Annotated in this window: 20 protein-coding genes and 1 tRNA gene; 11 read left to right on the plus strand and 10 right to left on the minus strand. The window is 72.7% G+C overall.

The genetic code is table 11. From position 1 onward, the window contains the following. The 4 genes from ABT158_RS07275 to ABT158_RS07290 all read right to left on the minus strand — a co-directional run bounded on the left by ABT158_RS07275 (window position 1) and on the right by ABT158_RS07290 (window position 4629). Complete coding sequence (locus ABT158_RS07275) at window positions 1–237, minus strand: hypothetical protein (protein WP_352328020.1); 237 nt, start codon at window positions 235–237, stop codon at window positions 1–3. Between the two features lie 87 nt (window positions 238–324). Next, complete coding sequence (locus tag ABT158_RS07280) at window positions 325–1125, minus strand: exodeoxyribonuclease III (protein WP_352351877.1); 801 nt, start codon at window positions 1123–1125, stop codon at window positions 325–327. Between the two features lie 37 nt (window positions 1126–1162). Beyond that, on the minus strand, window positions 1163–2134 hold the full coding sequence (locus ABT158_RS07285; RefSeq protein WP_352351879.1) for an inositol-3-phosphate synthase: 972 nt from the start codon (window positions 2132–2134) through the stop codon (window positions 1163–1165). 8 nt (window positions 2135–2142) lie between these two features. Next, entirely contained in the window at window positions 2143–4629 is a 2487-nt protein-coding gene (locus ABT158_RS07290) for an ATP-binding protein (RefSeq protein ID WP_352351881.1), read from the minus strand. Between the two features lie 77 nt (window positions 4630–4706). On the opposite strand from ABT158_RS07290, the gene ABT158_RS07295 reads away from it, so the two are divergent. Continuing rightward, entirely contained in the window at window positions 4707–5807 is a 1101-nt protein-coding gene (locus ABT158_RS07295) for an MFS transporter (protein WP_352351883.1), read from the plus strand. Here ABT158_RS07295 and ABT158_RS07300 read toward each other — a convergent pair. Beyond that, window positions 5776–6399 (minus strand): hypothetical protein, encoded by a 624-nt coding sequence (locus ABT158_RS07300; protein WP_352352347.1) that lies wholly within the window; start codon window positions 6397–6399, stop codon window positions 5776–5778. The two genes, ABT158_RS07295 and ABT158_RS07300, sit on opposite strands and share 32 nt — an antisense overlap. Before the next feature lie 20 nt (window positions 6400–6419). On the opposite strand from ABT158_RS07300, the gene ABT158_RS07305 reads away from it, so the two are divergent. Beyond that, entirely contained in the window at window positions 6420–6605 is a 186-nt protein-coding gene (locus ABT158_RS07305; RefSeq protein WP_352352353.1) for a hypothetical protein, read from the plus strand. Here the strand turns inward: ABT158_RS07305 and ABT158_RS07310 are convergent. Then, on the minus strand, window positions 6581–8140 hold the full coding sequence (locus ABT158_RS07310) for an ABC transporter substrate-binding protein (RefSeq protein WP_352351885.1): 1560 nt from the start codon (window positions 8138–8140) through the stop codon (window positions 6581–6583). The genes ABT158_RS07305 and ABT158_RS07310 overlap by 25 nt on opposite strands. A 160-nt stretch (window positions 8141–8300) precedes the next feature. On the opposite strand from ABT158_RS07310, the gene ABT158_RS07315 reads away from it, so the two are divergent. After that, a complete protein-coding gene (locus ABT158_RS07315; RefSeq protein ID WP_352351887.1) occupies window positions 8301–10193 on the plus strand; it encodes a sensor histidine kinase in 1893 nt (630 codons plus the stop codon). Next, window positions 10186–10542 carry a DUF742 domain-containing protein gene (locus ABT158_RS07320; protein WP_352328721.1) on the plus strand — a complete coding sequence of 119 codons (357 nt, stop codon included), beginning with the start codon at window positions 10186–10188 and terminating at the stop codon, window positions 10540–10542. The genes ABT158_RS07315 and ABT158_RS07320 overlap by 8 nt, the downstream gene beginning before the upstream one ends. On the opposite strand, the gene ABT158_RS07325 is transcribed toward ABT158_RS07320, so the two are convergent. Further along, entirely contained in the window at window positions 10520–11926 is a 1407-nt protein-coding gene (locus ABT158_RS07325) for an MFS transporter (protein WP_352351889.1), read from the minus strand. The genes ABT158_RS07320 and ABT158_RS07325 overlap by 23 nt on opposite strands. Window positions 11927–11999: 73 nt before the next feature. Between ABT158_RS07325 and ABT158_RS07330 the strand changes: the two genes are divergently transcribed. The 7 genes from ABT158_RS07330 (at window position 12000) to ABT158_RS07360 (ending at window position 18666) form a co-directional block, all read left to right on the plus strand. Beyond that, a complete protein-coding gene (locus tag ABT158_RS07330; RefSeq protein ID WP_352351891.1) occupies window positions 12000–12461 on the plus strand; it encodes a MarR family winged helix-turn-helix transcriptional regulator in 462 nt (153 codons plus the stop codon). Window positions 12462–12609: 148 nt separating this feature from the next. Continuing rightward, window positions 12610–12685 (plus strand) — tRNA-Met (locus ABT158_RS07335). A gap of 21 nt (window positions 12686–12706) precedes the next feature. Continuing rightward, complete coding sequence (locus ABT158_RS07340) at window positions 12707–13141, plus strand: RpiB/LacA/LacB family sugar-phosphate isomerase (RefSeq protein WP_352351893.1); 435 nt, start codon at window positions 12707–12709, stop codon at window positions 13139–13141. Between the two features lie 10 nt (window positions 13142–13151). Next, entirely contained in the window at window positions 13152–13376 is a 225-nt protein-coding gene (locus ABT158_RS07345; protein ID WP_352328727.1) for a hypothetical protein, read from the plus strand. Between the two features lie 82 nt (window positions 13377–13458). Further along, window positions 13459–14622, plus strand: a complete 1164-nt coding sequence (locus ABT158_RS07350) for an amidohydrolase (protein WP_352351896.1) — start codon at window positions 13459–13461, stop codon at window positions 14620–14622. A gap of 27 nt (window positions 14623–14649) precedes the next feature. Continuing rightward, window positions 14650–17145: a Tex family protein gene (locus tag ABT158_RS07355; protein WP_352351898.1), complete on the plus strand. Its 2496-nt coding sequence runs from the start codon at window positions 14650–14652 to the stop codon at window positions 17143–17145. 492 nt (window positions 17146–17637) lie between these two features. Continuing rightward, the gene (locus ABT158_RS07360; protein ID WP_352351900.1) at window positions 17638–18666 is read left to right on the plus strand and encodes a hypothetical protein; all 1029 of its coding nucleotides are present in this window, start codon (window positions 17638–17640) and stop codon (window positions 18664–18666) included. A gap of 356 nt (window positions 18667–19022) precedes the next feature. On the opposite strand, the gene ABT158_RS07365 is transcribed toward ABT158_RS07360, so the two are convergent. The 3 genes from ABT158_RS07365 to ABT158_RS07375 are packed head-to-tail and all read right to left on the minus strand — an operon-like array spanning window position 19023 to window position 21343. Then, complete coding sequence (locus tag ABT158_RS07365; RefSeq protein ID WP_352351902.1) at window positions 19023–19916, minus strand: sigma-70 family RNA polymerase sigma factor; 894 nt, start codon at window positions 19914–19916, stop codon at window positions 19023–19025. 10 nt (window positions 19917–19926) lie between these two features. After that, on the minus strand, window positions 19927–20313 hold the full coding sequence (locus tag ABT158_RS07370; RefSeq protein ID WP_352327166.1) for an STAS domain-containing protein: 387 nt from the start codon (window positions 20311–20313) through the stop codon (window positions 19927–19929). Between the two features lie 52 nt (window positions 20314–20365). Then, the gene (locus tag ABT158_RS07375; RefSeq protein ID WP_352351904.1) at window positions 20366–21343 is read right to left on the minus strand and encodes a phosphotriesterase family protein; all 978 of its coding nucleotides are present in this window, start codon (window positions 21341–21343) and stop codon (window positions 20366–20368) included. Window positions 21344–21353 lie beyond the last annotated feature (10 nt).

Genomic DNA, 21353 nt, shown 5'->3' on the forward strand with positions numbered 1-21353 from the left:
TTAACTCATTATCCGGTTGAGATTGATCGCCAGCCAGATGACGAATGCGGCGACGGCGGTGACGGCGACCAGGCCCTTCACCGCGTTGTGCGCGGTCTCCCGCCGCACCGTCACCTGCCGCTGCGTCTGCTTCCAGACCTGCCTGAGCATGATCATGTTCTGGAAGCGGCGTCCGAGCGCGAACAGGGCCAGCCCGATGAGGACGAACAGAATGACACGACCATCGGCAGGTTCCACGACACGGCCCCCTTTTCGGTCTTGAAGAAGAAGCGTGCCCCCGCACATTTGGTTACTCACGATACTCGTCTGGCAGCTGTTTGTTGATTAATTTATCAGGTCGAGATCCACCACGATGGGAGCGTGATCCGAGGGGCCTTTCCCCTTGCGCGCCTCGCGGTCGACGTACGCCGCCCGCACGCGTTCCGCGACGTCGGCGCTGGCGTAGACCAGGTCGATCCGCATGCCCTTGTTCTGGTGGAACATCCCGGCCCGGTAGTCCCAGTACGTGTACGGGTGCGGCCCCTTCATCGGCGTCGGCACCACGTCGCGCAGGCCGAGGTCGAGCAGCTCGGCGAGCGCGCGGCGTTCGGCGGGGGTGACGTGCGTGGAACCGGCGAACAGCGCGGGATCCCAGACGTCGGCGTCGGTCGGCGCCACGTTGTAGTCGCCGCAGGCCACCAGCGGCGAGCCGGCCTCCTCGGCCAGCGCGTCCCGCAGCGCGGCGAACCACTCCAGCTTGTAGGCGTAGTGCGGCGAGCCGACCGCGCGGCCGTTCGGGGCGTACAGGGACCAGACCCGCAGGCCGCCGCAGGTCGCGCCGAGCGCGCGGGCCTCGGGACGGGCGGCGCCCACCCCGTCGAGCTCGGCGAAGCCCGGTTCGCCGGGGAAACTCGGCGTCACCTCCTCCAGCCCGACCCTCGACAAGACCGCGACGCCGTTCCACCGGCCGTCGCCGTGGGCGGCGGCGGCGTAGCCGAGCTCGCCCACCTCCGCCACGGGGAACGACTCCGCGGGACACTTCGTCTCCTGCAGGCAGACGATGTCGGGCTCGGTCGCGGCCAGCCAGTCGAGCAGGCGCGGCAGCCGTGCCTTGACCGAGTTCACGTTCCAGGTCGCCAGGCGCATCCTCCCAGCCTGCCACGGCCGGTCCCGGCGTCCGGAGTCAGACCGCCTTCATCAGGACGGCCGAGACGTCCCGCAGGAAGCCGCCCGTGCCCGCGTCGAGCGCGGCCTTGGCCTGGCGCACGGCGTCGAGGACGTTCCCCGCCGCGCTCGGCGAGTCCTCCACCACCATCCGCAGCTCGACCTCCAGCGGGGAGCCGCCGAACCCCTCGCCCTCCAGCCGGATGAAGGCGATCTTGCGGTCGTCGAGGAAGGGCAGGTACTGGGCGCCGACGTGGGTGGCGGTGCCGGCGCCGGACGCCTTGGTGGCCCGCTTGCCGGCCATCCTGGCCGGGTCCTGGAGGTTGACGAAGTCCATGTTGCCCCCGGCCAGGAGCTGGTGTCCGTCGCGCAGCCGCACCCCGCTCGCGGTCAGGGCGTCGACCAGCGCCCGGTGCACGAGCGTGGCGCCGAAGGAGCTCTTCAGGTCGTCGCCGAGCAGCGGCAGCCCGGCCGCGGCGAAGCGGTCGCGCCAGCGTTCGGAGCGGGCGAGCACGGCGGGCATGCAGTTGACGAACGCGCAGCCGGCCTCGATCGCGGCCTCGGCGTACAGCTCGGCGGCGCGCTGGGCGCCGGTGGGCAGGAAGTTCACCACCACCTGGGAGCCGGTCGCGCGCAGGTGGGCGGCCACGTCGGCGACGGTCGCGGCGCCGCTCGGCTCGACCAGCCCGGCCGAGCCCGCGCCCACGCCGTCGGCCAGGATGCCCTCGCGCACCGGCACGTCCAGGCAGGGCACGTCGGCGAAGCGGCGGGAGTTGTTCGGCCGCGCCCAGATCGCCTGCGACAGGTCCAGGCCGAGCTTGGCCCGGCCGACGTCGAAGGCGGCGGTGAATCGCACGTCGGAGACGGCGTATCCGGCGCACACGGGGTTGAGCAGGCCGGGCGCCTCGCCGTCGCGGTAGTACTCGACGCCCTGCACGAGGGACGACACGCAGTTGCCCACGCCGACGAGGGCGACGTTCACGGTTGTCATGCCGGAGTTCATATCAGCCCGGTCCGGCGGGCGACGGCGGCGGCCTCCACGCGCGAGGCGGCGCCCAGCTTGGCCATGATGTTCGACACGTGCACGCCGGAGGTCCTGGCCGAGATGAACAGCCGCTCGGCGATCTGCCGGTTGCTCAGGCCCTCGGCGACCAGGCCGAGCACCTCCAGCTCGCGGGCCGACAGCCCCGGCGTCGCCGACAGCGTCACCCGGGCGGTGGCCGCCGCCGCCTCCGCCTGCCGCCGCAGCGGCTCCGCGCCGAGCGCGGCGGCGATGGCCAGGGCCTCGCGCAGCGGCTCGCGGGCCCGCGCCGGGTCCCGCTCGGCCGCGCCGACCAGCGCCCGCCCCAGCCCGTACGGCTGCCCCACGGCCCGCCAGGCGGCCACCGCGTCCGCCCACGAGCCGCCGAGCTCGGCCTCGAACGTGGCCCGGTACGCCTCCTGCAGCCGCCCGACGGTGGGCAGGCCCGGCGGCGCGGCGCGGACCCGTCCGATGCGGGCCGCGAGGGCCAGCAGCGGCCAGGCGTAGCGGCGGCTGCGGGTCAGGTCGTGCTCGGCCAGCACGTGGTCGACCAGCCGGCGCGCCCGGTCCAGGTCTCCCCCGGCCTCGGCCAGGCGGCCTTCGAGCAGGTCGGGCTCCAGGCAGGAGTCGTAGCCGCGGGAGCGTCCGCGCATGAGCGGCCTGGCCTGCGCGAGCAGCGCGCCGGCCGTGGACAGCGAGCCCTCCTGCACCGCGACCGTGCCGAGCACAAGCAGGATCCAGGCGCGGTAGATCGGCGGCGGGTCGAGCGCGAGCGCGGGGGCGGCGACCTCGCGGGCCTCCTTCCAGCGGCCCAGCGAGGCGAGCGGCTCGGCCAGGTTGGCGGCCAGGTGGGCGCCGCGCGAGCGGGCCAGGCCCAGCCGGGCGGCCTCGGCGATGCCGCGCCGCGCGACCGCCTCGGCCCTGGCGTGCTCGCCGGCGGCCTCCAGCGCGTCGGCCTCGCCGGCGTAGGAGACGAGCAGCGTGTCGTCGTCGGGCGCGCTGATCCGGGCGCGGGCGTACAGGGCGGAGGCGGTGGCGAGGTCGTCGTCGAGCGCGGCGAGCGCGGCCAGGGTGACCAGGGATCTGGCGTCGCCCAGCGCGTACGCCTCCTCGGCGCGGGCGCGGGCCTCCTCGTCCTGGCCGTGCCAGGCCAGCGTGCAGGCCAGGGCGCCGAGCAGCCGGGACTCGCGGGGGGCCAGCCGGACGGCCTCGCGCAGGTCGTCCAGGCCCTCCTCGCCGTGCAGGTCGCGGATGGCGACGCGCAGCTCCAGCAGGTGGGCCGCGCGCAGCGGGTCGGCGACCTCGGCGAGCGCCCGGCCGGCCAGGTCGTCGGCGCGGTGGGCGTCGCCGGCGCGCAGGGCGTCCCTGGCGGCGTCTTCGAGCACCTGGGCGTGGTCCTGGCCGTCCGCGTGCGCCCACAGCTCCAGCACCAGGTCCCATCTGCGGGCCCGCCAGGCGGCCTCGAAGGCGCGCGGCCCGTCGCCCGCGGCGAGCCAGTGGTCGGCGGCCAGCTCGGGCTGGGCGGGGGCGCAGCGGGCGTGCAGGCGGCGGCGTTCGCCGGGGAGCAGGTCGTCGTAGACGGCCTCGCGGATGAGCGCGTGCCTGAAGACGTAGGCGTCGCCGTCCACGAGCAGCAGGCGGGCCCGGACGACCGGCCGCAGCGCCTCGTCGAGCGCGAGGTCGTCGAGCCCGGCGACCTGGCGCAGCACCTCGTGGGGCGTCCTGCGCCCGGCCACGGCGGCGATCCGCAGCACGTCGAGACCGGGCCCCGGCAGCTTCTCGGCCCCGGCGAGCAGCAGCTCGCGCAGCGAGGCGGGGGTCGTGTCGCCCGCCTCGGCCAGCGCCTCGGCGAACAGCGGGTTGCCCTCGCTGCGCGCCACGATCGCGTCGACGTCGTCGCGGCCGAGCAGGCGGGCCACCTCGTCGCGGCCGAGCGGCGGCACCCTGACCACCTCGGCGCCGGGCAGCCGCAGCGGCTCGCGCGAGGTCGCGACGACCATCGCGCCCGGCCGCGTCAGGTTGCGCAGCAGGTACGCCAGCAGGTCGCGGGCGGCCTGGTCGGCCCAGTGCAGATCCTCCAGCACGATCACCAGCGGACGGCGCTCGGCGGCCCGCTCGACCAGCAGCAGCACCTCCTCGAACAGCCGGGCGCGGCCCAGGTCGGGCGTGTCGTCCAGCTCCCCCAGCTCGGGCAGCAGGCAGGCCAGGCCCTTGCGCCCGCCGCCCGGCACGAGCCCGGCGCCGTACTCCCTGACCAGGCGGCGCAGCACGGGCACGAACGGCGCGTACGCCGGCCCGCCCGGATCGGCCCCGCCCTCGGCCACCAGCGCGTCCGCCCCGCCGGCGAACCGCGCGACCAGCCTGGACTTGCCGATCCCGGCCTCGCCCACGACCAGCACCGCACTCGGGGTACGGGCCCACGCGGCGGCCAGCCGGCCCAGTTCGGCCTCACGTCCCACGAACACACCCCTCATTATGAAGAGGCGGCTACGCATCATGCCCGATCCCGCCCAGAACGGGATTTGTCATCGTCGATGGCGTGATGACGCGTTCGTTAAGCCTGATGATGGCCGCCTCGGTGACCGGGATGCTCGGTTTCTTCCTGTTGTTCTCCACGGTCCCCCTGTACGCGGCGACCGGCGGCTCCGGCGCGTCCGGCGCGGGCCTGGCCACCGGCGCGATGATGCTGTCCACGGTGCTCGCCGAGCTGGCCGTCCCCTGGCTGCTGTCGCGGCACGGCTACCGCGCGGCGATGGCGCTCGGCCTGGTCCTGCTCGGCCTGCCCGCCCTGCTGCTGCCGCTGTCGGCGGAGCTGCCCTTGGTGCTGGCCGTGTCCCTGCTGCGCGGCGCGGGCCTCGGCGTGCTCGTGGTCGCCGGCACCGCGCTCACCGCCGACCTGGTGCCCGCCGAGCGCCGCGGCGAGGGGCTCGGCCTGTACGGCCTGGCCGTCGGCGTGCCCTCGGTCGCCGGCCTGCCGCTTGGCCTGTGGGCGGCCGACGTGCTCGGGTTCGCGCCCGTACTCGTGGTCGCCGGGCTGCTGCCCCTGGCCGGGCTCGTGGCGGTGACCGGCCTGCCCGCCGGCCGGCCCGTCACGGCCGGCGCGGGCGGGCGGACGGGCGGGCTGGCCGCGCCGATGCTGGTCTTCGCCTCGGTCACGGTCTCCGTCGGCGTGCTGGTGACGTTCCTGCCGCTGGCGGGCTCGCCGGGACTGGCCTCGGCGGCCCTGCTCGCCCAGTCGCTCGCCACGCCGGCGGCCCGCTGGTGGGCGGGCCGGTTCGGCGACCGCCACGGCCCGGCCAGGCTGCTCGTGCCGGGCCTGCTCGCCGCCGCCGCGGGCACCGCGCTGCAGGCGTGGACGACCACTCCCGTGCCGGTCGTGGCCGGGATGGCGCTGTTCGGGGCGGGGTTCGGGGTGCTGCAGAACGCGACGCTGACGGTGATGCTCCAGCGCGGCGAGCCGGCCCGTTTCAGCGCCCTGTGGAACCTGGCCTACGACGCCGGGATGGGCGTGGGCGCGACGGGGTTCGGGCTGGTGCTCGGGCACACCGGCTACCGGCTGGGGTTCGTGCTGGTGGCCGCGCTCGTCGTGGTGACGATCCCGCTGGCCAGGGTCAGGCCCGCGTACGCGGCACTCCCACGGTGATCTCGCGGCCGAGACGGCGGCCCATCAGCAGCTCCAGGTCGTCGCCGCTCCAGAACCTGCCCGGGTCGTACCAGTTGGGACGCCGCCCGCCGGGCAGCAGGCCCATCTCCTCGTAGGTGACGGCCACGACCTCCGCGCAGTACGCGCTCTCCAGCGTGGCCTCCTTCCTGGCCCGCCGCGGGACCCGGCCCCTGGCCCAGCGGGCGGCCAGCCGGGCGGTGGACGGGAACGGGGTGCCGTCGAGCCGGGCGACCACGCGCAGCGCGGCGTCCTCCATCTCGGGGGTGGCCTGCGGTTCGAGCTGGCGCAGCCAGGGACGCTGGCCGTAGCGGTCGGCCCAGACGGTGACCGCGTCGCGCAGGTCGTGCAGCTGGACGCCGCGCTGGTGGCTGCCCGCCCACAGGTCGAGCAGCGACCTGCCCAGCTCGGCGTGCCACATCATGGGCGGCAGGTCCTCGATCACGATCGCCATGCCCACGTGGTTGACCGGGCTGTTGGTCATCGTCTGGATGGCCCGGTCGGGCACGGACCTGCCGCGGAAGATCCACAGATCGCCGGTCCTGGTCACCTTGACGGCCTCGTCGAGAGTCAGCACATCGCTAGCCTAGGCACATGCGCTGGTGGAAGATGCTCGGTCTGGCGGGAATCGCGGGAGTCGCGGCCACGGGGGTGGTGATCGCGCGCGCCGAACGCAGGCGGCGGGCGTACACGCCCGAGGAGATCAGGACGCGGCTGCGTGCGCGCGTCGAGGCGGCGGCGGAGGCGGAGGCGGCTCAGCCGGACGGGCGCAGTTCGTAGGCGAAGACCACGTCGGGGTAGGCCGGGTTGTCGTCGTACCCCTGGACGCCGCCCAGGTAGGCCCTCTGGTACCGCACCACCCAGGGCAGCGCCGCGGCGGCCCGCACGTCGAGCACGCGTCCGGTGGCCTGCTCGTACGCCGCCTGCGCGGCCTCCTTGTCGGTCACGCTCAGCTCGGGAAGCCCTTCGAGCAGCTCGTCCAGGGTCCTGTCGCGCAGGTAGGCCAGGTTGAACACCGGCGGCTCGCCGCCGCGGAAAACGTTGCCGAACCACGAGTAGCCGTCGGCGTAGTCGGGCCACCAGTACATGACCAAGATGTCCTGGCCGCGTTTCCTGCCCTGCTGCCACTGGGCGTTCCAGGGCATGGCGCGGGCGTCGAGCGTGACGTTCAGCGGCTTCAGCTCCGCCGCCAGGCTGGTGGCCAGCAGCCGCTGGTCGTGGTCGCCCTGCGCGTAGGTGAGCCGCAGCCGCAGCGGCCGGCCCGCGGGTCCGTACCCGGCGCGGCCCAGCAGGGCCGCCGCGCCGGGCAGGTCCTGCCGGGGCGCGCGGCCGGCGACGTGGCCGGTCAGCCCTTCGGGGACGATGCCGCTGGCCGGCGCGACCGCGCCCCTGAGCGCCCTGACCAGGCCGCGGTAGTCGACGGCCTTCTGCACCGCGCGGCGCACCCGCACGTCCTTCATCGGGCCGCTCGCGGTGTTGAACAGCAGCAGGGCCGTCTGGTACGAGTCCCGCTCGCTGGTGCGCACCCCGGGCGTGACCGCGGCCCTGGCGAACAGCCGGGGGCTGAGCCGGTCCACGAAGCTCACCTCGCCGCGGGCCAGCATCCGCCACGCGCGGTCGGGGTCGGGCACGACGCGGTACTTGACCGTGCTGTAGTGCGGCTTGTCCCATCCGCCCCAGTACTTGGGGTACGCCTTGAGCGTCAGCTCCTCCTCCTGGCCCGGACGCCAGGCCGCCACCGTGTACGGCCCCGACCCGGCGTCCCGGCCCGCGCCGAGCCATGAGCGCAGGTCGGGCGCCGCCTGCGTGTCGTAGATGTAGGCCGCGTACCCGGAGGAGGCCACCAGATCGAGCGGCACGGCGTACTTCAGGGCGAAGGTGACCGTGCTCGCGTCCTCGGCCTTGACGGAGGAGACGGCGTCCCAGATGTAGGACGCGCCCGCGCCGGTCTTCATCGTGCGCTCGATCGACGCCTTGACCGCCGCGGCGTCCACCGGCCGGCCGGTGTGGAAGGTCGCGCCCTGGCGCAGCGTGAACGTCCAGGTGCGGCCGTCGGGCGTCGAGCGCCAGGAGGTGGCCAGGCGGGGGGCCGACTTCTTGGTGAAGGGGTTCCAGAGGGTCAGGGTCTCGTAGACGTTCTGGAAGGCGATGAGCTCGTTGGAGTAGGAGCTCGCGGGGTCCCAGTCGGAGATGACGTCCAGGTTCTGCGCGTACACGAAGACCGACTCGGCGGCGGGGGGCCGGGGGACCTCCGTGGGCCCGGAACAGGCCGACAGAAGCGCCAGCGCGGCGGCCGCTGCGAGACGACGGCGCAACGCATCTCCCTCTGTAACCGATTTGGGGGAAACCTACTGCAAGATCACGGACAGATGTCCAAAAGTCCCGAAAAATTGGGCAATTGGGTGATCGAATTGCTATCCTCTGGGCTTGTCCCGTCCGGGGTTGCCAGCAGGGGACCGACCGGAGTGAGGTGCCATGGGTCGCAGCCGGACGATCCGCATGAAGATCATCGGACTACTACTCGTGCCCCTGACCTCCATGGTCGTGTTGTGGGGCGTGATCACCGCCGTCACCGTCGGCGAGAGCCTGGAGCTGCGTCAGTACAAGACACTCTGGACGAACCTCCGCCATCCGGCGTACAAGTTGATCAGCGAGCTCCAGCACGAGCGTCTCTCCTCGGCCAAGCTGCTGCGCCGGGCCGCCTCCCCGAAGGACGTGGCCGACCAGCGCACCCGCACCGACGCCGCCAGGGACGAGTTCAGAAAGCTCTCCAGCAACTCCAAGGACCGATCGGAAGAGATCCGTACGCAGGTGGACGCGGTGTACACGCAGCTCGGCAGGCTCGACGCGATCCGGGGTGAGATCGACGACGGCCTGTCCGACCGTCTGCTCGCCGGCGAGGCGTACAACACCGTGATCGACTCCCTCTACGGCCTGCACCGGCGCGTCGCGCTCATCGACGACATCCCGATCTACGAGCAGTCCCGCGTGATCATCGAGCTGGGCTACGCCAAGGAGCTGCTGACCAGGGAGCAGGCCATCGCGCTCGGCCCGGTCACGCCGTCGGAACGCCGGCAGTTCACCCAGATCGTCGGCAACCGGCGCTTCCTCATCGACCAGGGGCTCGGCGAGCTGGACCCGAGCCTGCGCGACACCCAGGTCTCCCTCGTCACCTCCCCCGTCTACCAGCGCATGCGGCTGATGGAGGACCGGATCATCGCCGGCGCCATGCCGCCGCGCGGCTGGCTGAGCACCACCGAGTCGATCTCCAAGACGTACGCGGAGTCGCTCATGCGGGCCAGCACGCTGCTCAACTCGCGCGCCGACCCCGTGGCCGACCAGGTGCTGTCGCGGGCGTTCATCCTGGCCGGCACGTGTTTCCTGCTGGTCATCGTGTCGATCGTGTTCTCGCTGCGGATGGGCAACCGGCTGTCGAAGGAGCTGGGCGCGCTCCGGCTCGCCGCGCTGGAGGTGGCCCAGGAGCGGCTGCCGCACGTGGTGGCCAAGCTGCGCAAGGGCGAGAGGGTGGAGATGCCGGAGTTGTCGGTGGCCACCAGCACGGTCGAGATCGGCGACGTCGGTCAGGCCTTCTCCACCGTCCAGCAGACCGCCGTCGAGGCCGCGATCGGCCAGGCCCAGCTCAGCGAGGGCGTCGGGCACGTCTTCCGCAACCTCGCCAGGCGTTCCCAGGCCCTGCTGCACCGCCAGCGCATCCAGCTGGAGGACATGCAGCACCGCGCCACCGACCCCGAGGCCCTGGACGACCTGTTCCGCCTCGACCACCTGACCACCCGCATGCGCCGTCACGCCGAGGGCCTGATCATCCTGTCCGGCGCCACCCCGGGCCGCGGCTGGAGCAAGCCGGTGCCGCTGCTCGACGTGGCCCGCGGCGCGACGGCCGAGGTGGAGGACTACCGCCGGGTCACCGTCGAGCCGATGTCCGGCCAGCGCCTGGCCGGGCCGGTGGTCGGCGACGTGATCCACCTGGTCGCCGAGCTCATCGAGAACGCGACCGTCTACTCGCCGCCGCACACGCAGGTCATCGTGCGCGGCGAGGAGACCGCCCGCGGCTTCGCCTTCGAGGTCGAGGACCGCGGGCTCGGGCTGAGCGCCCAGGAGCTGGCCGAACTCAACGAGCGGCTGGCCAGCCCACCCGAGTTCGACCTGGCCGACAGCGACAAGCTGGGGCTTTTCGTCGTCTCCCGCCTGGCCGCCAGGCACGACATCCGCGTGACGCTACGCGGTTCACCATATGGAGGGACCACCGCGATCGTGTTGATCCCGGCTGAGCACGTCGCCGATCCGGAACCGGAGGCCGACGTGAAGGAGCCCGCCCGTCCTGTGATGCGGGTGGTGCCAAGTGAGTGACGAGCGCTGGCTGGACGAGGACGCCGGTCCGATCGTCCCGGCCTACCTGCTGACCAGGGGCCGTACGGTGCCCGCGAGCGAGGCCATCGACCTCATCGCGGTCATCGTCACCGCCGGCGGGCTGACGCCCCCGGTGGGGCTCGGGCCCGAGCACCTGATCATCATGCAGAAGTGCACCAAGCCGACCCGGCTGGTGGACGTGGCCGCCGAGCTGAACCTGCCCATCGGCGTGGTCCGGGTGCTGGTCGGCGACCTGCACGCGCGGCAGCTCGTCCAGGTCGAGCTGCCGCCCCCCGCGCCGGACGCCAAGGTGCTGCTGGAAGTGATCAGTGGGCTGAAGGCGCTGTGACGGCCCGGCTGTTCAGCATTCCGTAGACGGTGGCGAACACCGCCGCGACCAGCCCGGCCGCCGCGGCGGTGCCGAACACCCACTGGAAGCCCAGGACGCCGGGCCGCGCGGCCAGGATCGCGGCGATGGCCGCGCCCGCCACGCTGCCCCCCACGATGCGCACCAGCGCGTTGACGCCCGCGGCCAGCGCGGTCCTGGACGGCTCGACGTGCTCGACGGCCATCGTGCCCAGCGCGGCGTAGCCGATGCCGAGGCCGATGCCCATGAGGGACGAGGCCACGTACAGGGTGGCCGGGCTGCCGTGCTCGAACGCCAGCCACGCCCCCGCGAGCCCGGTCACGCCCGCGCCCGTCGCCACCATGAACGAGGCGGCGAACCGGCGCATGATCCGCCCCGCGAACAGCGAGATGACCAGCATGAACAGGGTGCTCGGCAGCAGGAACAGCCCGACCTGGAGGGTGGAGGCGCCGAAGCCGAAGCCGGTCGCCTTCGGAACCTGGGCGAACTGCGACATGCCGGTCAGCATCGTGAAGAACGAGAAGCCGAGCAGCATCGAGGAGACCGTCGCACCGATCGTGCCCCTGTGCACCAGCATCGACATCTCGACCAGCGGCTCGGCCACCCTGCGCTCGACCAGCACCCACACCACGGCCAGCACGGCGGCCGCGGCGAACAGGCCGAGCACGCCGGGCGACGTCCAGCCCCACGAGCCGCCCTCGCTGATCGCCAGCAGCAGCGCGACCAGCCAGGCGGTCAGCAGCGCGGCCCCGGCGAGGTCGGGACGGCCCTTGCCGGCCGGCGCCACGTCCCGCACGAGGAAGGCCAGGATCACGACGGCCACCGCCGAGATCCCGCCGGTGATCCAGAACACCAGGTGGTAGTCACCGGCGGCCAGCCCGGCCAGGATCATGCCGCCGCCGCTGCCGAACCCCATCGTCGCGCTCAGCACGCCGATGCCGGTCGCGAGCTGCTGCCTGGGCAGCAGGTCGCGGACCACGCCGATCGACAACGGGACCAGCGCGGACACCGCCCCTTGCAGGATCCGGGCGATGATCAACCAGGTCAGCGACGTGGCCATCGCCGCCATGACCGAGCCCACCACCAGCAGGCCCAGCGCGCCGAGGATCATCGGGCGCCGGCCGTACATGTCGCCGAAGCGCGACAGCAGCGGCGTGGAGACCGCGGCGACCAGCAGGCTGATGGTGAGCGTCCAGCTCACGGCCGAGAGCGAGGCGTGCAGCTCCCGCTGCAGCACGGGAAGCAACGGGACCACCGCGGTGTTCTGGAGGGCGGCGATGGAGGCCGCGAACGCCAGGGAGACCACCGTGGGCCAGGGATTGCGCATCGACGTCTCACGCGCCGCGGGTGCGACGGCTGTCGCCATGTCGGCTCCTTTAGATAACTTGGGTAAGTAACCGAGCAACGATGATACATACGTAAGTTAGGTAAGCAAACAGATGGGCGAAGATCTCAACAGGACGGTGTCGGCCTTCCGGCGGCTGGTCGTCACGCTCAACCGCGCCAAGACCCACGAATGGCTCACCGAGGCGGCCGGCATCCGGCTCGACCGGCCCGACGTGCAGATCATCGTCTACCTGCTCGACGCGGGCGAGCCCCGCAGGATCGGCATGATCGCCGAGGGGCTGCAGGTCGAGAGCCCGCACGTGACCAGGCACGTCGCGGCCCTTGAGCAGCGCGGGCTGGTCGAGCGCGTACGCGACCCCGACGACCGGCGGGCCTGGCGCATCGCGCTCACCGAGGAGGGGGCCGAGGTGGCGAGCAGGTGCCGCCGGGTCACCACCGAGTGGTTCGAGGAGGTGCTGTCCGACTGGCCGGAGACCGAGCGGGCCGAGCTGTCCAGGCTGATGACCAAGCTGTCGGACGACTTCTGCGAGCGCATGCGCGCCCGGTACACCTGAGAAAACGCGTTGCGGGGCCGGGGGCGCGGGCGGCATGCTCGTGCCCATGGTCATCCAGCTGGTCATCCAGCTCGTCATCCGGCGAACGCGCATGCCGCACCCGTCCGGGGGCTCCCGCCGTTGAACCGGCGGCCCCCGGCCCGTTCCAGACGGGTGGGGGCGCTGGTGTGCCCGGCGGTTTCATAAGCCGCGCCAGGCGGGTTCGATCCCCGCACCCGTCACCACCTTGCTGGTAGAGATGGGCCATGCGGATTTCGGTGGCGGCGGACAGCACTGACGGGGTGGCCGGGCGCATCGTGGCCGAGCTGCGCGGGCGGGGTCACGAGGTGCTGACCCACGGCGCACTCGACGACGGCGAGCGCGACGACTGGGCCTGGGCCTGCGAACTGGCCGCCAGAGACGTCGCGGAGGGCCGGGCCGACCAGGCGGTGGTCTGCTGCTGGACGGGCACGGGCGCCTCCATCGCGGCCAACAAGGTGCCCGGCGTGCGGGCCGCGCTCTGCGCCGACGCCTACACCGCCGACGGGGCGCGCAGGTGGAACGACGCCAACGTGCTGGCCCTCAGCCTCCGCCTGACCTCCGACGTCGTGCTCGGCGAGATCCTCGACGCCTGGTTCGGCGGGCGGGCCAGCACCGATCCGGCCGACGTGGCCAACGTGGCGCACCTCGCGGAGATCTAGGCTCTGCGGCATGGACAACTTACGGTGCACGCATTGCGGCGCGGAGGGGCTCGAACCCGGGTTCGTCGCGGACCAGGGTGAGCACTCTCGGGGGTACGCCCGCTGGGTCGAAGGGGCGCTGTCACGCGGGATCTTCGGCGGCGCGCGGCTGATGGGCCGTCCCAAGTGGGAGATCGACGCCTACCGCTGCCGCTCCTGCCACCACCTCGAACTGTTCGCCACCCGCCCCGATTAGCATGTTGCGCCGCCGCGGGCGGCTCACGACCCTCACGTCCGAGGCACGGAAAACGTCGGTGCCGCCCTCTAGGGTGCTGGGCATGACCGACGTGCTGATCCGCGGCGGCCGGCCCTGGGGGCTCGCGTCCCCCGCCGACCTGCTCGTCCGCGACGGCCGCATCTACCGGGTGAGCCCGTCCCTCGACGCGCCCGGCGCCCTCGTCCTCGACGTGTCCGGCCAGCTCGTCCTGCCCGGTCTCGTCGACGCCCACTGCCACCTCGACAAGACGCTCTACGGCGGCCCCTGGGTCCCCCACTCGGCCGACGACTCGCTGGCCGGCCGCATCGCCAACGACCTGGGCCGCCGCGCCGAGCTGGGGGTGCCGAGCGCCGAGCGCGCCGCCGCGCTGCTGGCCCGGATGAGCGAGGCGGGCACCACCCACGTGCGCACCCACACCGACATCGACCCGTCCGTGGGCCTGCGGGGCGTGGAGGCCGTGCGCGAGGCCGCCGCCCGCTCCCCCGTCCACGTGCAGCAGGTCGCCTTCCCGCAACACGGCGTGCTCACCAACCCCGGCACCGCCGACCTGCTGGCCGAGGCGCTCCGAGGTGGCGTCGAGGCGATCGGCGGCCTCGACCCGGCCGGCGTCGACCGCGATCCCGTGCGCCACCTCGACCTGATCTTCGGCCTGGCCGACCGGTTCGGCGCGCGCATCGACATCCACCTCCACGACGGCGGCTCGCTGGGCGGCTGGGAGCTGGAGCTGATCACCGAGCGCACCAAGGCGCTGGGGCTCGGCGGCCGGGTCACGGTCAGCCACGCGTACGCGCTGGGCGAGCTCGGCGAGGCCGTCCAGGACCGCCTGATCCAGGGCTTCGTCGACGCGGGCGTGGCCATCGCCACCGCCGCCGTCTACAGCTACCCGGTGCCGCCGGTGAAGAAGCTGCGCGCCGCGGGCGTCACCGTCGCCTGCGGCCACGACGGCGTCCGCGACCTGTGGGGCCCCTACGGCTCTGGCGACATGCTGGAGCGCGCGATGCACCTCGCCTACCGCAGCGCGTTCCGCCGCGACGAGGACATCGAGCTCGCCCTGGAGGCCGCGACCGTGGGCGGCGCTCTGGCCCTCGGGCTGCCCGGTTACGGCCTGGCTCCGGGCGACCGGGCCGACCTCGTCGTGGTGCCCGCGAGCGGCCCCGGAGAGGCCGTGGTCGTTCACCCTCGGCGCACTCTGGTCATGAAAGACGGCGTCGTCCTGCACAATTGACCGGCGGGACCATCGAAAGGCAGGCAAGTGCTCTCTATTCACCAGCGGATCGCGGCAGAGCTCGGCGTGCGCGACGGGCAGGTGCAGGCGGCGGTCGATCTGCTCGACGGCGGCGCCACCGTGCCGTTCATCGCGCGCTACCGCAAGGAGGTCACCGGCGCCCTCGACGACGCGCAGCTCCGCACGCTCGAGGAACGGCTGCGCTACCTCCGCGAGCTCGACGAGCGCAGGGCGGCGATCCTGGAGTCGATCGAGTCTCAGGGCAAGCTCGACGACGAGCTGCGCGCGCAGATCATGGCGGCCGAGACCAAGGCCAGGCTCGAAGACATCTACCTGCCCTACAAGCCCAAGCGGCGCACCAAGGCGCAGATCGCCCGCGAGCTCGGCCTGGAGCCGCTGGCCGACAAGCTGCTCGGCGACCCGACGCTCCACCCGGCCACGGTCGCCGCGGAGTTCGTCACCGAGGGCGTGGCCGACGCCGGCGCGGCCCTCGAAGGGGCCAGGGCGATCCTGATCGAGCGGTTCGCCGAAGACGCCGACCTCATCGGCGACCTGCGCGAGCGGCTGTGGAGCCGCGGCCGGCTCGTGTCGAAGGTGCGCGAGGGCAAGCAGGAGGCGGGGGCCAAGTTCTCCGACTACTTCGACTTCACCGAGCCGTTCACCAAGCTGCCCTCCCACCGCGTCCTGGCGATGTTCAGGGGCGAGAAGGAGGAAGTGCTCAACGTCGCGCTGGAGCCCGACGAGACCGCCGACTACGAGCTGCGCATCGGCGCCCGGTTCGGCATCTCCGACAAGGGGCGTCCGGCCGACACGTGGCTGGCCGAGACCGTGCGCTGGGCCTGGCGCACCCGCATCCTCGTGCATCTCGGCATCGACCTGCGCATGCGCCTGTGGCAGGCCGCCGAGGACGAAGCGGTGCGCGTGTTCGCCGCCAACCTGCGCGACCTGCTGCTGGCCGCCCCGGCCGGCACCCGCGCGACCATGGGCCTCGACCCCGGCCTGCGCACCGGCGTGAAGGTGGCCGTGGTCGACGCCACGGGCAAGGTCGTCGAGACCGCCACCATCTACCCCCACGAGCCCAAGCGCCAGTGGGACCAGTCGCTGGCCGTGCTCGGCGCGCTGGCCCAGAAGCACGGCGTCGAGCTCATCGCCATCGGCAACGGCACCGCCTCGCGCGAGACCGACAAGCTGGCCGGCGACCTGGTCAAGCTCATGCCGTCGATCACCAAGATCGTGGTGTCGGAGGCGGGCGCCTCGGTCTACTCGGCCTCGGCCTACGCCTCCCAGGAGCTGCCCGACCTCGACGTGTCGCTGCGCGGCGCGGTCTCCATCGCGCGCCGGCTGCAGGACCCGCTCGCCGAGCTGGTCAAGATCGACCCCAAGTCGATCGGCGTCGGCCAGTACCAGCATGACCTGGCCGAGTCCAAGCTCTCCCGCTCGCTCGACGCCGTCGTCGAAGACTGCGTCAACGCGGTCGGGGTCGACGTCAACACGGCGTCCGCGCCGCTGCTCACGCGGGTGTCGGGCATCGGCGCGACGCTGGCCGAGGGCATCGTGCGCCACCGCGACGCCAACGGCCCGTTCCGCACCCGCACGGCGCTGAAGGACGTCTCGCGGCTCGGGCCCAAGGCGTTCGAGCAGTGCGCCGGCTTCCTGCGCATCCCGGGCGGCGACGACCCGCTCGACGCCTCCAGCGTGCACCCGGAGGCCTACCCGGTGGTCCGGCGCATCCTGAGCTCGGTCCAGACCGACCTCAAGTCGCTGATCGGCAACACCTCGGCCCTGCACACCATCCGGCCGCAGGACTTCACCGACGACACCTTCGGCCTGCCGACCGTCACCGACATCCTGCGCGAGCTGGAGAAGCCGGGGCGCGACCCGCGTCCTGCGTTCAAGACGGCGGCCTTCAAGGAGGGCGTGGAGAAGATCTCCGACCTGGTGGCCGGGATGATCCTGGAGGGCGTGGTCACCAACGTGGCCGCCTTCGGCGCGTTCGTCGACATCGGCGTCCACCAGGACGGCCTGGTCCACGTGTCGGCCATGTCCCGCACCTTCGTCAAAGACCCGCGCGACGTGGTCAAGCCGGGCGACATCGTGCGCGTCAAGGTCCTTGAGGTGGACATCCCGCGCAAGCGCATCTCCCTGACCCTCCGCCTGGAGGACGACGTCACCCAGCCGTCCTCGGAGGGCCGCCCGCCCCGCAAGTCGGGCGCCCGCTCGGACGGCTCCCGCACCGAGCCCCGCCGCGACGGCTCCGCTCGCGACGGCTCCGCCCCCCGTGGCGAGGGCGGCCGCGACGGCGGCTCCCGCGGCGACGGCCGCGACGGCGGCCGGGGTGACGGTGCTCGCGGCGGTGGCGGTCGTGACGGCGGCCGTGGTCAGGGCGGTCGTGGTGACGGCGGTCGTGGCCAGGGCCGCGGCGACGGTCAGCGCGGCGGACAGCGCCGCCAGGACCGTCCGGCTCCCATGGGCGCGATGGCCGAAGCCCTCCGCAAGGCCGGCCTCGGCGGCGACAACCGCTGACCCCACCCCCTGACGGCGGGCCGGCCCACAACCGGCCCACCGTCAGGGGCACCCCTTGCCGCCAGCCCACTGTCCAAGCCGGCCCAGCCAACGCCCCCTCCGGCCGCCTCGGGCAGCAGCCCACCGAGCCCCCGAATCACCGGCCCACTGATCAGGCCGCCCTCACGAGGCCGACCGTTCAGGCCGATTCAGCCGCCGCCCCATGGTTCAAGCCGGCCCAGTCACCGGCCCTCCGAGCAGGCCGCCTCGGGCAGCAGCCCACCACAGCCCCACCCGAGCCACCAGCCCACCGATCAGGCCGCCTCGGGCAGCAGCTCACCACCAGCCCACCGCTGAGACTGCCCCGAGGGGCCAGGGGTGCCGCCACCAGCCGCCGAGCGTTCAGGCTGGCCCGGGCGCCGATTCGCCGTTCAAGCCGGCTCAGCCACCCACTGGGCGGGGGGTTCTCGGTGGGGGCGATACCGTCGGAGGGTGAGGACAACTGTGTTTTCCATGGCGGTCGGCCAAGCCCGCGACCTGCTTCGCTGGCGCTCGCCGCTGCGGACCGAGCTCTGGGCGGCCCGGCTCACCGCCGCTCTGGAGCCCGATGAGGTGGGGCCGTTCCTGCGCGAGCTGGCCGAGGACGGCAGCGCTGAGTCGCGTCTCACCCTCGCCGCCCTGGCCGCGGTCGACAGGACCGGATGGCCTTGGACGGAATCCTCTCCGGAATCCAAGGAGGGAGCGGAAGCGGGGTCCGAGGCGCGGTCGGGGGCGGGGGTGATGCGGGTCCTGGGGGTGGAGGTTCCCGGGACGACGGAGGCCGACCTCGGGCTGCCCGGCTGGGTGCGCCGCATGGGGCAGGTGACCTGCGAAGGAGCCTGGTACGGCAAGGCCGACCCGTACGGCGAGCAGACCCTGGCCGTCCTGTCCTTCAGGTACGCGAACGGCAAGGAGCCGCACATCCTCGTCGTCGGCATCGACCAGCCCAACGGCGGCCTCGCGGTGGACGCCGTCGTCGAGGAGGTCACGTTCCTCGACGACCTGGGCCTGAGCCCGGCCGAGCCGGGGGTGGTGGCCGGGCGGGTGCTGGACGCGTTCGAGCTGGGCGACCGGATCATGGGGGCCCAGGTGGCCGACACGCTGCCCGCCGTCCGTCCGCTGGCCATCGCGCGGGCCCTGGCCGTCCCCGGGCTCGTACGGCAGGCGCCCGACGGCACGATGGCCGACTTCCACGATCTGCCCGACGTGCCCGGGGCGCGGGAGGCGTTCGAGAAGTTGGCGGAGTTCGTGGGCGAGCGTCCGCTTTGGTGGAGTCCGGCGCGGGTGAGCCAGTTCCTGACGTCGTGGCTGCCGAGGGAGGCCATCCTGTCGGACCCGGCGGTGGCGGCGATGCCGGAGGTGGTCCGGGCGTGGAGCCGTTTCAACGGCGCCCACCCCGCCGTACTGCACCAGATCGACGTGGACGCCCCGCGCCTGCCCGCCCTGATGGCCGACGAGTCCCTGGCAGGGCTCGGCAAACGCATCGCCCGCCAGCAGCTGTGAGCTCCTCCTAGGGGCGTGGGGGCGGGATGTGGGTGGATCGAGGTGGGGGTGGGGGCGGCTATGCTGCGCAGTGACGTTTAGCGGTGCCCCACTTGGGCGTTTCGAGGGAGACTTGCGCGATGTACAAGGAGTTCGCTGTCGAGGCCGTCATGTGGCTCGTCCCGGTTGCGGTGCTGATCGGGGTCGCGCTCCTCGTCACCGCCTGACCCAAGACCCGAGGAGAACGGGGGCCGAGCACGCGCTCGGCCCCCGTCCGCCGTCCGCCGTCCGGGGCCGACCGGGTGACCGCGCCACGACGCCCGCTGTCCGGGGGCGGCGAATGAAGAGGCGAGCCAAGAGTGGCGGGGGCCGGAACGTCATGAGGCCCAGGCCAGGAGGGATCTGGACTGGCGGAGGCGTTTCAGTGCCTGCTTCTCCAGCTGCCTGATGCGTTCCCTGGTGAGCCCGAGGCGGTCCGCGATCTCGCCGTAGCTCTCCGCCTTCTGCCCGCTGAGGCCGTACCGGAGTTTGATGACGACCGCCTCGCGCGGCGGCAGCGACGTGACCACGTCCCGGACGTCGGCGCTCATGGCGCGGCTTTCGGCGATCTCCTGCACCCCGGCCCCGTCCTCGTCGGCGATCATGTCGGCGACGCGGCTCTCGCCGGACTCGCCGACCGGCAGGTCCAGGCTGACCACCTCCTGGCCGAGCCTGCGTAACGCGGCGACCTGGCCGGCGGTGAGCGCCGCCGATGCGGCGAGCTCGCCGTCCGTCGGCTCGCGGCCCAGGTCGGCGGCGAGCCGCCGCTCGGCCCTGAGCAGCCGCGACAGGTCCTCGGCCACGTGGATGGGCAGCCGTACGGTGCGGCTCCTGTCGTGGATGCCGCGTTCGATCGCCTGACGGATCCACCACGTCCCGTACGTCGAGAACTTGTACCCGCGGGTGTAGTCGAACTTCTCCACGGCCCTGATCAGCCCGAGGTTGCCCTCCTGGATGACGTCGAGCAGCGGCAGCCCGCGGAAGGCGTACCGCCTGGCGGCGGCGACGACCAGGCGGAGGTTGGACCTGATCAGCGTGTCCTTGGCCCGCCGCCCGTCGCGGGCGACGGCTTCGAGCTCCGGGGTCGCGGCGCCGCGCTCGATCAGGTGGCTCGCGTACAGTCCTGCCTCGATCCGCCGGGCGAGGTCGACTTCGTCCGCGGCGGAGAGCAGGGGGTTCTTTCCGATCTGCGCCAGGTACATGCCGAGCAGATCGGGCTCTGCGGCCGACATGCACCGGCAACTACCCGGTGAACGGCGGCGAATTCCCGGCTTCGTTGAGTTCGGCGATGGCCAGCTCGGCCGTGCTGCGGATGTCGAAGAACTTGTCCAGCGCGGTGATCGCGAACAGGTGCTTGCACCGGCCGTTCAGACCGGACAGCAGCAGCTTGCCGCCGGAGGCGGTGACGGCCTTGTGCAGGTAGACCAGCACGGACAGGCCGGAGGAGTCGCAGACGCTGACGGCCTGCATGTCGATGACGAGGAGCGGCGGCTGGGTGAGGTCGAGCGCCTTGGTGACCCGGTCGCGCACCTCGGCCGCGGACCCGAAGTCGAAATCCCCGGTCAGCCGTGCGATGACGCAGGGGCCCTGGAGTCCGAGGCTGATCGACAAAGCCTGCTCCGAAGTCACCCAGCTCCACCTACCCGCGTTGTTTCCCACTTGTCGTCACTTCTCGACCACTTTACGAGAAGTAGCGCCTCGGGTTGAACACCAGCATCTGTTCGATCTGGTCGTCGGTGACACCAGAGCCGAGCAGTGCGGCCAGAACGTCATCGTGAATGTGATCGTAGCGCCAGTTCGGCGCGAGCGTGTTTCTGGCCTCGTCCCATGCGCCGCCGAAGTAGTCCATGAAGCAGGCGGTGTCGTGGCTGAGGACCATGCGGTCGGCGTATCCGCGCCGGCACAGGGCCGCGATCGTGGCCACGCGCTGCTCGGTCGAGTTGTAGACGTCGAGCCCGAACCGGTCCATGCCCAGCGTCGCGCCGGTGTCGGCCAGGCGCATCAGGTAGTCGAGGTCGTTGCTGTCACCCGCGTGCCCGACGACCACTTTCTCCAGGTTCACCCCTTCCTTGGCGAACAGGTCCAGCGCGAGCAGCCCGCTCTGGGTGAAGGCGTTCGTGTGGACGGTGATCGGCGCCCCGGTCAGGACGTGGGCCCGCGCGACGGCCCGGCAGATGCGCTCGACGCCGGGCGTCAGCCCCTTGTGCTCCACCACGCACTTCAGCAGCGCGGCCTTCACCCCGGTGTCGGCGATGCCCTCGGTGAGGTCGCGGACGAAGTCGTCGACCATCGGGTCGGGCATGTCGAGGAACAGGCCGGGCCCGCGGTGCTCGTACTGGTGGGGCAGTTCCTCGAAGACGTACAGGCCGGTGGCGACGACGATGTTCAGGCCGGGCACCTCGGCGGCCACCCGCTGGATGCGCGGGATGTGGCGGCCGAGGCCCCACACCGTCGGGTCGACGATCGTCCGCACGCCCTTGGCCGCCACCGCGCCGAGTTTGGCGACGGCGTCGGCGACCCGGAACTCCTCGTCCCACCAGGCGCCCTTGCCGTAGTTGTCCACGTGCTCGGCGGCCACGACGAACACGTGCTCGTGCATCAGCGTCTGGCCGAGCCGTTCGACGTCGATCGGGCCCCGGACGGTCTCGACGGCGGGCATGGGACCTCCA

This window comes from Nonomuraea sp. NPDC001636, assembly GCF_040298265.1.
In the GTDB taxonomy this organism is placed as follows: Bacteria; Actinomycetota; Actinomycetes; order Streptosporangiales; family Streptosporangiaceae; genus Nonomuraea.

Excerpts from the sequence above, each read along its gene's own strand:
- ABT158_RS07280 (WP_352351877.1), bottom strand. The coding sequence starts at position 1,125 with ATGCGCCTGGCGACCTGGAACGTGAACTCGGTCAAGGCACGGCTGCCG.
- ABT158_RS07285 (WP_352351879.1), bottom strand. The coding sequence starts at position 2,134 with ATGACAACCGTGAACGTCGCCCTCGTCGGCGTGGGCAACTGCGTGTCG.
- ABT158_RS07295 (WP_352351883.1), top strand. The coding sequence starts at position 4,707 with ATGACGCGTTCGTTAAGCCTGATGATGGCCGCCTCGGTGACCGGGATG.
- ABT158_RS07305 (WP_352352353.1), top strand. The coding sequence starts at position 6,420 with ATGCGCTGGTGGAAGATGCTCGGTCTGGCGGGAATCGCGGGAGTCGCG.
- ABT158_RS07315 (WP_352351887.1), top strand. The coding sequence starts at position 8,301 with ATGGGTCGCAGCCGGACGATCCGCATGAAGATCATCGGACTACTACTC.
- ABT158_RS07325 (WP_352351889.1), bottom strand. The coding sequence starts at position 11,926 with ATGGCGACAGCCGTCGCACCCGCGGCGCGTGAGACGTCGATGCGCAAT.
- ABT158_RS07330 (WP_352351891.1), top strand. The coding sequence starts at position 12,000 with ATGGGCGAAGATCTCAACAGGACGGTGTCGGCCTTCCGGCGGCTGGTC.
- ABT158_RS07340 (WP_352351893.1), top strand. The coding sequence starts at position 12,707 with ATGCGGATTTCGGTGGCGGCGGACAGCACTGACGGGGTGGCCGGGCGC.
- ABT158_RS07345 (WP_352328727.1), top strand. The coding sequence starts at position 13,152 with ATGGACAACTTACGGTGCACGCATTGCGGCGCGGAGGGGCTCGAACCC.
- ABT158_RS07350 (WP_352351896.1), top strand. The coding sequence starts at position 13,459 with ATGACCGACGTGCTGATCCGCGGCGGCCGGCCCTGGGGGCTCGCGTCC.
- ABT158_RS07360 (WP_352351900.1), top strand. The coding sequence starts at position 17,638 with ATGGCGGTCGGCCAAGCCCGCGACCTGCTTCGCTGGCGCTCGCCGCTG.
- ABT158_RS07365 (WP_352351902.1), bottom strand. The coding sequence starts at position 19,916 with ATGTCGGCCGCAGAGCCCGATCTGCTCGGCATGTACCTGGCGCAGATC.
- ABT158_RS07375 (WP_352351904.1), bottom strand. The coding sequence starts at position 21,343 with ATGCCCGCCGTCGAGACCGTCCGGGGCCCGATCGACGTCGAACGGCTC.